General features: G+C 36.7%; 22 protein-coding genes. 4 read left to right on the top strand and 18 right to left on the bottom strand.

The window, feature by feature from the left end:
* The coding region (locus K364_RS0121770) for a magnesium chelatase domain-containing protein (protein WP_028309757.1) at positions 1-539 on the bottom strand (539 nt) is incomplete at its 3' end.
* 2 nt (positions 540-541) lie between these two features.
* Positions 542-1087, bottom strand: coding sequence for a transposase (locus K364_RS0121775; protein WP_028309758.1), 546 nt, complete (start codon positions 1085-1087; stop codon positions 542-544).
* Positions 1088-1308: 221 nt separating this feature from the next.
* On the opposite strand from K364_RS0121775, the gene K364_RS0121780 reads away from it, so the two are divergent.
* Together K364_RS0121780 and K364_RS0121785 are read left to right on the top strand one after the other, a co-directional pair.
* A complete protein-coding gene (locus K364_RS0121780) occupies positions 1309-1596 on the top strand; it encodes a nucleotidyltransferase family protein (protein ID WP_028309759.1) in 288 nt (95 codons plus the stop codon).
* The gene (locus K364_RS0121785; protein ID WP_028309760.1) at positions 1586-1927 is read left to right on the top strand and encodes a HepT-like ribonuclease domain-containing protein; all 342 of its coding nucleotides are present in this window, start codon (positions 1586-1588) and stop codon (positions 1925-1927) included. The genes K364_RS0121780 and K364_RS0121785 overlap by 11 nt, the downstream gene beginning before the upstream one ends.
* A gap of 136 nt (positions 1928-2063) precedes the next feature.
* Here K364_RS0121785 and K364_RS0121790 read toward each other — a convergent pair whose 3' ends face one another.
* Together K364_RS0121790 and K364_RS0121795 are read right to left on the bottom strand one after the other, a co-directional pair.
* On the bottom strand, positions 2064-2402 hold the full coding sequence (locus K364_RS0121790; RefSeq protein ID WP_028309761.1) for a type II toxin-antitoxin system PemK/MazF family toxin: 339 nt from the start codon (positions 2400-2402) through the stop codon (positions 2064-2066).
* The gene (locus K364_RS0121795) at positions 2402-2650 is read right to left on the bottom strand and encodes a hypothetical protein (protein WP_028309762.1); all 249 of its coding nucleotides are present in this window, start codon (positions 2648-2650) and stop codon (positions 2402-2404) included. The genes K364_RS0121790 and K364_RS0121795 overlap by 1 nt, the downstream gene beginning before the upstream one ends.
* 288 nt (positions 2651-2938) lie before the next feature.
* On the opposite strand from K364_RS0121795, the gene K364_RS27445 reads away from it, so the two are divergent.
* On the top strand, positions 2939-4030 hold the full coding sequence (locus K364_RS27445; protein WP_242841770.1) for a copper amine oxidase N-terminal domain-containing protein: 1092 nt from the start codon (positions 2939-2941) through the stop codon (positions 4028-4030).
* 79 nt (positions 4031-4109) lie between these two features.
* On the opposite strand, the gene K364_RS0121810 is transcribed toward K364_RS27445, so the two are convergent.
* From K364_RS0121810 to K364_RS0121825, 4 genes are all read right to left on the bottom strand, one after another.
* A complete protein-coding gene (locus K364_RS0121810; protein ID WP_028309764.1) occupies positions 4110-4442 on the bottom strand; it encodes a nucleotidyltransferase family protein in 333 nt (110 codons plus the stop codon).
* On the bottom strand, positions 4409-4849 hold the full coding sequence (locus K364_RS25950; protein WP_051534322.1) for a HEPN domain-containing protein: 441 nt from the start codon (positions 4847-4849) through the stop codon (positions 4409-4411). Before K364_RS25950 ends, K364_RS0121810 begins: the two co-directional genes overlap by 34 nt.
* A gap of 166 nt (positions 4850-5015) precedes the next feature.
* On the bottom strand, positions 5016-5447 hold the full coding sequence (hepT, locus tag K364_RS0121820; RefSeq protein WP_028309765.1) for a type VII toxin-antitoxin system HepT family RNase toxin: 432 nt from the start codon (positions 5445-5447) through the stop codon (positions 5016-5018).
* Complete coding sequence (locus K364_RS0121825) at positions 5434-5886, bottom strand: nucleotidyltransferase domain-containing protein (protein WP_035270700.1); 453 nt, start codon at positions 5884-5886, stop codon at positions 5434-5436. Before K364_RS0121825 ends, hepT begins: the two co-directional genes overlap by 14 nt.
* Before the next feature lie 158 nt (positions 5887-6044).
* Between K364_RS0121825 and K364_RS0121830 the strand changes: the two genes are divergently transcribed.
* Entirely contained in the window at positions 6045-6275 is a 231-nt protein-coding gene (locus K364_RS0121830) for an addiction module protein (protein WP_051534323.1), read from the top strand.
* Between the two features lie 302 nt (positions 6276-6577).
* On the opposite strand, the gene K364_RS0121835 is transcribed toward K364_RS0121830, so the two are convergent.
* The 10 genes from K364_RS0121835 to K364_RS28035 form a co-directional block, all read right to left on the bottom strand.
* On the bottom strand, positions 6578-6790 hold the full coding sequence (locus tag K364_RS0121835) for a hypothetical protein (RefSeq protein WP_028309768.1): 213 nt from the start codon (positions 6788-6790) through the stop codon (positions 6578-6580).
* A 13-nt stretch (positions 6791-6803) separates the two neighbouring features.
* On the bottom strand, positions 6804-7064 hold the full coding sequence (locus K364_RS0121840; protein ID WP_028309769.1) for a type II toxin-antitoxin system RelE family toxin: 261 nt from the start codon (positions 7062-7064) through the stop codon (positions 6804-6806).
* A gap of 277 nt (positions 7065-7341) precedes the next feature.
* On the bottom strand, positions 7342-7602 hold the full coding sequence (locus K364_RS25250) for a DUF2442 domain-containing protein (RefSeq protein WP_035270702.1): 261 nt from the start codon (positions 7600-7602) through the stop codon (positions 7342-7344).
* Positions 7603-7772: 170 nt separating this feature from the next.
* Entirely contained in the window at positions 7773-8789 is a 1017-nt protein-coding gene (locus K364_RS0121855) for an Rpn family recombination-promoting nuclease/putative transposase (protein ID WP_028309770.1), read from the bottom strand.
* A gap of 112 nt (positions 8790-8901) precedes the next feature.
* A complete protein-coding gene (locus K364_RS0121860) occupies positions 8902-9570 on the bottom strand; it encodes a DNA-processing protein DprA (RefSeq protein WP_028309771.1) in 669 nt (222 codons plus the stop codon).
* The gene (locus K364_RS25255; protein ID WP_035270735.1) at positions 9543-10205 is read right to left on the bottom strand and encodes a magnesium chelatase domain-containing protein; all 663 of its coding nucleotides are present in this window, start codon (positions 10203-10205) and stop codon (positions 9543-9545) included. The genes K364_RS0121860 and K364_RS25255 overlap by 28 nt, the downstream gene beginning before the upstream one ends.
* A 2-nt stretch (positions 10206-10207) precedes the next feature.
* Positions 10208-10753 (bottom strand): transposase, encoded by a 546-nt coding sequence (locus tag K364_RS0121870; RefSeq protein ID WP_028309758.1) that lies wholly within the window; start codon positions 10751-10753, stop codon positions 10208-10210.
* 66 nt (positions 10754-10819) lie between these two features.
* A complete protein-coding gene (locus K364_RS0121875) occupies positions 10820-11170 on the bottom strand; it encodes a type II toxin-antitoxin system PemK/MazF family toxin (RefSeq protein ID WP_028309772.1) in 351 nt (116 codons plus the stop codon).
* Entirely contained in the window at positions 11170-11409 is a 240-nt protein-coding gene (locus K364_RS0121880; protein WP_051534324.1) for an AbrB/MazE/SpoVT family DNA-binding domain-containing protein, read from the bottom strand. Before K364_RS0121880 ends, K364_RS0121875 begins: the two co-directional genes overlap by 1 nt.
* 249 nt (positions 11410-11658) lie before the next feature.
* A complete protein-coding gene (locus K364_RS28035) occupies positions 11659-11745 on the bottom strand; it encodes a putative holin-like toxin (protein ID WP_422857252.1) in 87 nt (28 codons plus the stop codon).
* Positions 11746-12095: the final 350 nt, after the last annotated feature.

Genomic DNA, 12095 nt, shown 5'->3' on the forward strand with positions numbered 1-12095 from the left:
GTTTCTATTGCATTTGGAGTGTATTGGATTTCACCTTTAAGAAATAATGAAACGTCTTGTAAGGTTTCGAAACCATAAATGTTTAGGCCCTTTACTAATTGGGCTTCATGCACATTATCCTTTGGAACTATTAAGCTTTTCACCCCTGCATTTTTTGCAGCTATTGCCATTGGCAAAACCCCTGTACAGGGTCTCAGTTTAGAATCAAGAGACAGCTCACCAATAAATCCAAAATCCTCAGGACAGCCTGTCTTTAATTGTTTGGATTGGATTAACAAACCGACAGCCATGGCAAGATCAAAATGAGAACCACTTTTTTTGATGTCACTTGGAGCTAAATTAATAACAACCTTCATCTTTGGAAATTCATATTCCGAACTATTAAGCGAAGATTGAAGCCGTTCTCTGGATTCTTTTACAGCGGTGTCCCCTAATCCAACTATTGAAATGCTAGGCTGTCCAGATATAGTGTCTACTTCAACTTCCACCAAATAACCATCTACTCCAGCTATAGCAAAACTTTTTACGGTAGCTACCATATTTATACCTCCAAAAAACTTTGCTCCACATATTTTTTATATAAAAGAGGGTTGCTGTCTTTAAAATATCCTAAGATCTTTTGAACGCAAACCAAGTTATCTTCTTTATTTGTTAAATAGTTTTGGTAGCTGCTCCACTTGTAATCTTGAGGAGCTTGAACCATGCCTGCCCGAACTGGATTCAAATGAATATACCTGCTTGTCTCCAAATTATATGGGTCTGTTTCAATGAGTTCTGATCTATACCTTCCTTGGAATAAATGACCTACAAAATTGTACTTCTTATTGAAATAGAGTGTATACATCATATTTATTCGTTTCATGATCTGGCTTATTTCGACGGTACTAGTTTCAATTTGCAGGTGGACATGATTGGTCATTTGACAGTACGATAATAGTCTGAATTGATAGTTTTCTTTAGCCTCAAGGAGAATTGTTATATACACTTGTCGATCTTCTTCATCCCTATAAATTTCATGTCTATGGTTTCCTCTGCACATGATATGATATATTGCTCCAGGGTACCATACACGGGGTTTCCTAGGCATATATGACATCCTCTCATTCCCTATATTTCTTCTATTTCTTCCATATATTTTATTTAATTCCTGCTTTTTGGTGACATATTTTTTTGATGGGGGACTGACCCCTTTTGGGAGGAATTGGAAAATCGTTAGGCTTTCTGGTTCCGACCGAACAATTTTGAGTTTATAACTTAATAATATATGGTATAATTTAGTAAGGAGTACTTTTTGGAGGTGCTGGCGACATGTTAACTACACATCAAATTAAAGTATTAGTAAGCGATATAATAGTGAAATATCCTGTAAAAAAGTTATCTATATTTGGCTCCTATGCAGATGGTACTGCACATGAGAATAGTGATATTGACATATTAATTGAGTTTTTACACACAAACGTATCTCTAATAATGCTATATGATATCAAAGAGGAACTTGAAATTAAGCTGTCTAGAAAGGTAGATTTAATTCATGCTCCTCTAGATGAAAATACGCTTATAGCTGTTAATAAGGTTGTTGATATATATGAACTATAGAGATTTACACATTGTGAAAAAGATACTTTCAGAGATAACTATTGTTGAAGCACTTATTGATGGTTTCAATTTAGAAAGATTTCTTAAAGATGAAAGAACTAAAAGAGCAGCATGCATGACACTTATCAACATAGGTGAGCTTGTTAAAAATCTTACAGAAGAATTTAAATCAAACTATAACCTTATTCCTTGGAGAGCCATTGCTGGCATGAGAGATATCACAGTTCATAAATATCAAACCTTAAAAATGGGAGATGTATGGGTCACATTGGAGAATGATATTCCGAATTTAAAATTAAATTTGATTGGTATTTTAAACGAACAAAAATGAAATTTAAATTCTTCCCGTAAGATCTATATAATAAAGACTGTCTAAAAACAAAAACACCTCCGACTTTTTTGGGGGGACTGACCCCTTTTGGGAGGAACTGGAAACCATCAGGCTTTCTGATTCAGAACAATTAGTTTTATAATCCCATTAAAATTCTAAGTCGGTCTTCAATCAATTGTGTTTTTGCATAATCAATTGATCCCCATTTTTCTATCAACCTATCCGTTGAAATTGACCTCACGTCTTCACATTTGATGTAGCTGATTTCTTTTAATCCTCCTTCTGGAGGAGCAACCTCAACATGGAAGGGAATTCCTTTGTTTTTTGTAGTTATTGGCAAAACAACAACAAGACCAGCAGGACCATGATTGAATAAGTCAACGGATATAATTAGACAGGGACGTTGCCCTGCCTGTTCTCGGCCAATAACAGGGTTCAGCTTAACAAGCCATATATCTCCTCTAGAAGGCTTCATTACTCATCCCCCAATCCATCTTCTAAAGAAACATCCCATTCATTTCTTTCATCTATTTCTTCCTGCCATTGGTTGGCATTTCTTTTTAATACTGAATAAGCTTCATTGGCTTCCCTTATAAACTGGTTTCTTCGGTATTCTTCAATTGCTTTACTCAATACCTCTTGTTTAGTTTCTCCAGTACTTCGTGCTATTTCATTAAGTATTTTAAAAGTTTTCGCATTAATTCTGACAAGGGAACTGCTCATTATAATTACCTCCGTGGTTCTTGTTACTTTTTAGTATACATTCTTGTATAAAAAATTGCAACATGGGGGACTGACCCCTTTTGACCCCTTTTGGGAGGAACTGGGAAGCCGTCAGGTTTTCTGGTTCCAACCTTTCTTTTTGTTTTAAACAAGCCAAGATTTCTTCCTGTAATTTTTTACCTTATAGTTTGTGAAGAAATCTTCACACTTTTATGCTAGTTTATTCATCGTTTTTCTCGCAATAGTCTGATAATCTTATATAAATTTATAGGACAAGGGAGTGTACTTATGTTAAAAAGGCTACTATCAATTCTTATCCTAGTTGGTGTTTTATTGGCATTTGTTTTTCCAGGTGGAACTTATGCAGCTCCTCCAAAGTGGTGGCAAATAGTTAAGGCTGATGCAATTGGTGCCCTGGACGGATATCTCGGCAGCGGCACTGTTGGAGGAGCAATTATTGGTGGTGTAAAGGGTTCCTTGGAAGCCAGTATTACAGAAGGTGCCGGTGGTGGGTCCTGGAATACTGATGCTGCTGCCAAGGCTGGTGTAGGGCTTCATCACAATTTAGCTCTAAACCACATATATCAAAACATGAAATTTCAAGGGGAAGTATTAACTGATGCAGAAAGGAAAATGGTATTAGAACTGCTCAATCAGTATATGATTAGGAACAACCTTGAGATAGATGGTATTACTGGTGAATATCTCAGTCCACAAATGGTTGAAAAAGGATTAGCTCTAAAACTGCAAAGCGCAGTACGAGAAGGACGAATATCAGCAGAATTTTCTGCAGCACTTAGACAAGCTATAGAATTACTGGACTCTGATTTTGAATCACCACGGGCATACATAGATAGGGTTACTCCCCTACTATATCAGGATAGGTTTACAGGTAAAGAGGATAGAATCATAGCTGAAATCTATCTTGATGTTATCTCATATTCTAACGCTTATTGGGAGCATGCCGCAAGTTCTGGCACTGACACAGAAGAGCCAGTTCGTGAGGAAAAAAGGCTGGTTCTAAGAATTGACAAAAACCAGGCTGCAGTTAATGAAGCATCCATGATCCTTGATGTACCACCTTTTATAAGAGATGGAAGAACCCTGGTACCCTTTAGATTTATAGGGGAACAGCTTGGTGCTTCAATAGGATGGAATGCCAGCACCAGGGCTGTAACTTATGTAACTGCAGATACAGAAATTACCTTGTTTATAGGCAGCACAACAGCCATAATTAATGGAGTAGAGACTACCCTGGATACTCCCCCCATTATTGTAAACAGCAGAACTGTCGTTCCTGTGAGATTTATTAGCGAATCACTTGGTTTCACTGTTGACTGGAAAGCAGATCTCCGAGAAATAATTATTAAAGGAAAGTGATGGGAGGACTGACCCCTTTTGGGATAAATTGGGAGGAACTGGAAAGCCGTCGGGCTTTCTGGTTCCAACCGAACAATTGTCAACTTGCATGAGGAATCTGTATTTCTATACCAGTACTTAAGATTTCTTCTACTAGACCAACCGGCTCTTTATATTCATCCATAGTAAATGGTTGAGGTTCAATGTCTATATCATAGTCCATTGCACTTAATAGTAACAAATGAATTCCATCAACTCTGCTTATCTCCTTAAAATAATCTGAGAAAACTGCTATATCAACATCGCTATATTTATGAATAGTTCCTTTAGCATAAGACCCAAATAAAACTACTTTTTTAATAGGGATCTCTTTGCTTAATTTCAAAATATAATCTTCGATTATTCTTTGTATTGACTCAGGGATTCTATCCATACAAACACCTCCTGTGTAGTGTCCATTACTCTTTCAGCTCTATTTGGATCAATGCTATTAGCAATCTTTTCTTTAAATGAAGGATATCTACCAGATATATAGTATGCCAATAATTCTGCAAAAAAGCTTTTATATTTGTCTAAATTTCCTTCAAACTCTGCAACATCTAACCATTCTTCAAGGTTAACTTCTCTCTTTAATTGCTTAAATATATTCCAAATGTTATGAATCATTGGTGCTTCATTATCCGTATAAAGAGTATAAATTCCTTTAGCAAGCTTCTCTATTGCTTGTTGGCTCATAAAAGCAACATACATATATCTTCCACCGTTCATCATTACTTTTGCTGATTCTAAATCGTATCGAGCTACTTCTAACCAGTATTCATACTTCTCTCTACTATTCAACAATTATCACACCCTTTATATATATTATACCCATATATTATACCCAAATTTCCATTTTAGCTATTTTAATTGAATTATAGCAGAAACAAACTCATAGGGGACTTGAACCCTTTTACGACCCCTTTTAGGAGGAACTGGAAAGTTGTCAGGCTTTCTGGTTCCAACCCTATTCTCTATTTTGCTTCAAATAAGCCAAGATTTCTTCCTGAAATTTTTCAATGTCATCCAGATTATCAGAGATAATTTCATATAGTTCTTCATCTGAAATTTGGTAATACAAGTGCACCATCCTATTTCGATAACCTGCCATTTTAATAAGCTGTTCTTTTAATTTGGACGAGATAATAGCGTATTTTTCTAATCCCTGAGCTATGCTTTTATACTCATGTGCCATATTTACGCCGCCGCTTTTTGCAAGAATATGCCTTCCTATATCAAAAATAGCTTCTAAAGACCGGCGTAAGAAACTTTCGACAGAGGCCGCTGTTCTTTTATCCATAAATTCTTCTCTTGATAGCTTAGCAAGTGCCTTTAATTCTACCATATATTCACTTATTAATGCCAGCCGCTGCTTTACCAGCAACCTATCTATAGGCATCTACCCCTACCTCCTCTAACAATTCGTCAAGATATAACTCTAAAAACGGCCTGAAATCAGCAGCCCGCCGAAGAATACTATCTTCATACTCTTCTTTATACTCTTTAGAAACACAATAAATACACTCTCCACAAATGGCTCTAGCTTGAAATACTGAGTGGGTTTCCTGCAAAAAAACCAGGTCTAATGGGAAGGGGGTAATTAAATCCTCAAGCTCGTTGTAAATTGAACTGTATAACTTGATTCGTTCTTTAGGTCCAGGAAGTTCCTTTAAAAACACCAACCCAATGTCTATGTCAGTTAGCCTGTCTGCAGGGTTTTTCTTAATTCCGTCAAGCAAATCTTTGGCAGTTTGGACCTGGGAACCAAAAATATATATTAGACCAATATTATATTTGCTGGCTATAGCATGTAAATTCTTACTTTTTTTAGGTTTCAAATTTCAACACCTCATTTTGGGGGGCTGACCCCTTTTGGGAGGAACTGGAAAGCCGTCAAGTTTTCTGGTTCCGACCGATTATTTCCTTTCAGGCATTATTCTGTGGTATAATATGAGAAAATAACAACTCTTAAATATTTAGGAAAGCAGGAGATATTATGAGTCCTAGAACAGATAATTTATTTACAATGATTGAATCCCTACCAATAGATGTAAAAACTGAATTGGTTGAGAAAATACTTGCCAGCATCCAGCCCTTGCAAAAAGAAATAGATGAAAAATGGATAAAGATAGCTGAAGAAAGAATAAGTCAAATAGAATTAGGTAATGTTCAGGTTATTCCCGGAGATGAAGTTTTTAACGAAATCAAGGAGAAGTATAGTAAATGAACTACTCTTTTCATCCCGGAGCAAAAGAGGAATTCCTAGAAGCTATAGAATTCTATCAATCATGTAGTGCAGGTCTTGGTTTGGAATTTGCCAATGAAATTTACTCTACAATACAACGAATAATCCAATTTCCTACTGCATGGTCTAAGTTCTCCGAAAATACAAGAAGGTGCTTAACAAAACGTTTCCCCTTCGGTATTATTTATCAAGTGTTAGAAAAAAATGATAGGGGACTGACCCCTTTTGGGAGGAACTGGAAAGCTGTCAGGCTTTCTGGTTCCGACCAATTCGATAGTCTCGATCTAACTCCAGTCTACATCAGAATGCTCAACTATTTCTCCATTCTTAATCTCCTCGTTGGCTTTCATCAACCTTTCTCTTTCAAAAGGCGTCATTTTAGTGAAATCATTATCCCAAGCTAAAACCATTCTTTTAATAACTTCAAATGCCAACTTTTGTTCCTGTTCAGGAAGCATTTCAATCATCTCAACAATTTGCTTTGCTACTGGTGACACATAATCATCTCCTTCATTTATAAATATCACCACGTGAACCTATATCTTTTATTATTAATTCTACCTCCCCATTAATAGATGTATACTCATACACTATACGAAATGTACCTACTCTCAATCTATATAGTGAGGGGCTTGTGCCTTGAATTTTCTTAATATCACCTTTTGGTGGATTTCCAGTTAAACCCTCTATTCCGCTTTTTATCCTAATCTTCATGTCCTTATCTAAGCAATTAATAATTTTAACAGCAGACCTCGTGTACCTTATTTTCAAAATAACTCCACCCTTTATTGGTGTTAAAACGCTTATATCTAAAACATTGTCTCTGTCTCTATTTTATAGTAAAGATAGCATAATAACAACTTTTTCTACACAGGTCCAGGTCCGAAAAAAAAACAGCCTCCTTTTTTGGGGACTGACCCCTTTTAGGAGGAACTGGAAAATTGTCAGGCTTTCTGGTTCCGACCGAGCAGATGCTAAGTAAAGGAAAAACAACCTCCTGCAGATTGGTCCGCAAGAGGCTGTTTCTTATTTCAGATACTTTATCACGTTAAAGTGATGAGGGACTGACCCCTTTTGTGGTTTTGCTTTTTTCATACAAAAATTCCGGATCAATATCCGCTTGATTACTCCATTCAATACTATCAAAACTCACTCTAACAGATTTAAATTTTTCCTCATCCTCTAGCTCTTTAAATACCCCTTTGTCTAGATAAGGCTTCATGTCAAATATTCTCTTTTCTCCATTTTCAAAAGTTAACAACAGTTGATAATCACTTAAAGGCTTTACATCTATAATAGCTAAATACATTAATTACACCCCCTATTTTAGTGGATCAATTTTATTAGGAAGTTCGCTATTCATTGCTAATGTCCAGTTTACCCTGCAGGGGGACTGACCCCTTTTGGGAGGAACTGGAAAGCTGTCAAGCTTTCTGGTTCCGACCGATTATGACTTTTTGAACCCGTCCTCTTGTGCTTTTACTGCAGGTACTTTTTAGCATCTTCCAAACTCTTATATTCTAATATTTCATCAATAATAATTTCCAAAGTAACTGCATCCAACTTCTCAATTTTAGACTTTGCTTCTTCCGGTAGTGCCCCAAACTTCTTAGTTAATAATCTCACGGCAGTTTTTGCAAGAGCTCTCGTTTCACCTTCTTTTATACCTTTCATTTTACCTTCTTCTCTGCCTTCTTCTCTACCTTCTTGTTTTAATTGCTCAGCTAAATTCATCACCACTTCACTCCCTTCTGGATAGGTAGTTTCAATCTTTTTAATAATATCATCAATATCTTTTTTTGTTAGTTTCTGACCAGCATTAAAAATATATCTCATAAATGTCTCAAAATATTCAATTCCTTTTTGCTTATCATCTAATTCTCTAAGACTCTCCGCCGCTCTTAAAATTGTTTCACTTATTGATTTATTGTCTTTCTTGAATATGTCTCTGAAAATGGTGAGAAGAATCCTAAGTTGAACTTCTCCCTTTATCTCGTCATCTGTATATTTTGAGATATCATAAAGCAGGTATTCATAGTTCGGCACGTACTTTTTCACTTCTTCCGGAAGGTCTGCATAGCCTTTAATCATCTCTCCCAAGGTGGTTTTAACTTTCCAGTTATCTTTTCCATGATAAATCACCAGTGGAATTACTACAGGCAGCTCGTTGGAGTTCTCTTTTTTTACTTTCACTTCCCATATTTCTAGCATATACTTCAAAAGCTGAAAGGCTATGTTTTTGCTAACGTAGCTTTTATGTTCAAAAAGGAAGTAAATGTACCCTTCCCTTTTATTAATAGTGGTTTTAAATAGCAGATCAGAGTATGCTTCCTGAAGCTCTTCATTAATAAAACTATCCTTTTGTGGCTCTAGTGTATATAAATCTATAATATTCATAATGCTCTGTGGCAAATAGTTAGTCATGAAGTCCTTTGCTACAGATGTGTTTGAAAATGTGTCTTTAAAAAATTTGTCATGTGGATTTTGTATTTTCATTTCGTCACCTGCCTTTTTATATTATACCATGTAATCAATGGTTATAACATGAGAATCCACTTTTTGGGCAAAAGTGATGGGGGACTGACCCCTTTTGGGAGGAACTGGGAAGTTAGCGGGAGATTTTCCCTCCAGGACGTCTCCTTATTTTCCCCTTTAATTCTAGTATGGATAAGGCTTCTAGGAAACCCGATAGATTGCTTTGAAAAGGCTGTGCTAGCTGGTCTTCATTCAAAGTCATGTTTCCTAAAAATTCTAGGATTTGCTCTTCTATTAACGAATTTCCAATTTCATCTGCTGAGTTTTCCAGGTGGGTTTTAAACGTCATGTGTTTTGGTCTCAATTTGTCATTTGGCTCGGTAAATTCTACTATATCTAGTAGATCCAATGCCAGCTGATATGGCTCTATATATATTTGTGCACCATTTTTGATTAACCTGTTTGTGCCCTTACCTTCACTATGATAAATTCCACTGGGGACTGCCAAAACTGTCCTATTATTTTCCATTCCCCACTGGGCGGTGATTAAACTGCCGCTATAAAGGCTGGCTTCCACTACCAATATTTTGTGAGCCCAGGCACTGATTAAGTAGTTCCTCATGGGGAAATTGGCTCTCCTGGCAGGTGTCCCTGGTGGATACTGGGATACGACAGCACCCTTTTCTATTATTGCTTCCATTAGACCTTGATGCTCCTTTGGATAGCAAATATCCACTCCATTTCCTAGAAAGGCCAGGGTATACCCACCTTCCTTCAAACATGCTGTATTGATTTCCCACAACCTGGTGTTCCTGCTATAACCATATATTCAATCATAGCATCCTGACCGTGCACATCGGAAAAATCTAAGGTACTGTTAAAATTTGACAATGAAGGAGTTTCTATTGCATTTGGAGTGTATTGGATTTCACCTTTAAGAAATAATGAAACGTCTTGTAAGGTTTCGAAACCATAAATGTTTAGGCCCTTTACTAATTGGGCTTCATGCACATTATCCTTTGGAACTATTAAGCTTTTCACCCCTGCATTTTTTGCAGCTATTGCCATTGGCAAAACCCCTGTACAGGGTCTCAGTTTAGAATCAAGAGACAGCTCACCAATAAATCCAAAATCCTCAGGACAGCCTGTCTTTAATTGTTTGGATTGGATTAACAAACCGACAGCCATGGCAAGATCAAAATGAGAACCACTTTTTTTGATGTCACTTGGAGCTAAATTAATAACAACCTTCATCTTTGGAAATTCATATTCCGAACTATTAAGCGAAGATTGAAGCCGTTCTCTGGATTCTTTTACAGCGGTGTCCCCTAATCCAACTATTGAAATGCTAGGCTGTCCAGATATAGTGTCTACTTCAACTTCCACCAAATAACCATCTACTCCAGCTATAGCAAAACTTTTTACGGTAGCTACCATATTTATACCTCCAAAAAACTTTGCTCCACATATTTTTTATATAAAAGAGGGTTGCTGTCTTTAAAATATCCTAAGATCTTTTGAACGCAAACCAAGTTATCTTCTTTATTTGTTAAATAGTTTTGGTAGCTGCTCCACTTGTAATCTTGAGGAGCTTGAACCATGCCTGCCCGAACTGGATTCAAATGAATATACCTGCTTGTCTCCAAATTATATGGGTCTGTTTCAATGAGTTCTGATCTATACCTTCCTTGGAATAAATGGCCTACAAAATTGTACTTCTTATTGAAATAGAGTGTATACATCATATTTATTCGTTTCATGATCTGGCTTATTTCGACGGTACTAGTTTCAATTTGCAGGTGGACATGATTGGTCATTTGACAGTACGATAATAGTCTGAATTGATAGTTTTCTTTAGCCTCAAGGAGAATTGTTATATACACTTGTCGATCTTCTTCATCCCTATAAATTTCATGTCTATGGTTTCCTCTGCACATGATATGATATATTGCTCCAGGGTACCATACACGGGGTTTCCTAGGCATATATGACATCCTCTCATTCCATGATGGGGGACTGACCCCTTTTGGGAGGAACTGGAAGGCCGTCATTCAGCCCTTGGGCTTTCCAGCCTCCACAAACCCAATTATAATGTCTATCACTTCTTCTATGATGTCATTTGGTGCCTTTTCGTAAAAAGATGCGTTTCTTGCATGTATGTCTAAAGCCTTTACCTGTTCACACATAATAACTCCTGTTGTTTTTATTCTCTCATCTAGTTTTACATGCAGCGGGAAGTCTCTATTCGTGTTAGTAATAGGACATACCATGGCTATTTTAGTAAACTGATTATAAGCATTATTACTTACAACCAGCGCAGGTCTTTTTCCTCTTTGTTCATGTCCTGCTTGAGGGTCAAATTCTAAAAATACAATATCGCCTTGCTCTGGTATATACGCCATTATAACACCTCATTGCCAGTTGGTTCCCCAGTATCCCATTCACCACATTTATAATCCCCTTTATATTCAGCAATCCTTTCTTGAAGGGTTTTATGTTTTTTAACCGGAATAATGATCAGATTTCCTTCTTGAACTTTGAGTTCTACCCTGTCATTTTCATTAAGTTGAGCCATTTCAAGGATAGCCTTTGGAAGCCTTACTGCCTGACTATTTCCCCATTTTTGGATTGTGGTATACACATTCATCACCTCACTTGTAGTATATACCTAGTATATACATATGTCAATTACTTTTAGGTGACTGACCCCTTTTGGGAGGAACTGGAAGGCCGTCAGGCTTTCTGGTTCCTCCCATGTCCCTTGATTTCAAAAAATAATGTTTATTTTTATCCATTTCATGATATAATATAAAAAAGGTAATCGGCACCGCATGGTGCGGTTGCCACAGGAAACTAATTTACATTAATCACTCTGTTGCCGGCAGGGTGATTATTTTTTTATCCTGAATTTCAGGATAGCTATAACGAATAATCCGAACATTATCATTAAAGATAGTGCTTCGTATGTATTCATCATAGACACCACCTCCTTCCCTTAGGGAATGAGAGGTGGCAACCACACCCTGCTTTTACCGATTACCTTGCTCATATAGTAGCATAAAAACATTAGTAACAACAATATTTTATTAGAATAAGAGTGATGGGAGACAGCCCCCTTTTGGGAATGCAAACAAGCATACCCTTCGGTATCGTCCCCACTGATTTTATAATTTGCTGTTCCAATATTGACGTACATAATAATGTACAGTATAATTTTAACAAGAGGTGATTTATTATGAAAACTGTACCTGTTACTAACGCTAGACAAAATATTTTTAACATTATAGAACAAACCATTCTTAGTGCAGAACCCATACAAATAACCAG

The sequence above is a fragment of the Desulfitibacter alkalitolerans DSM 16504 genome, assembly GCF_000620305.1.
Taxonomy (GTDB): Bacteria; Bacillota; DSM-16504; order Desulfitibacterales; family Desulfitibacteraceae; genus Desulfitibacter; species Desulfitibacter alkalitolerans.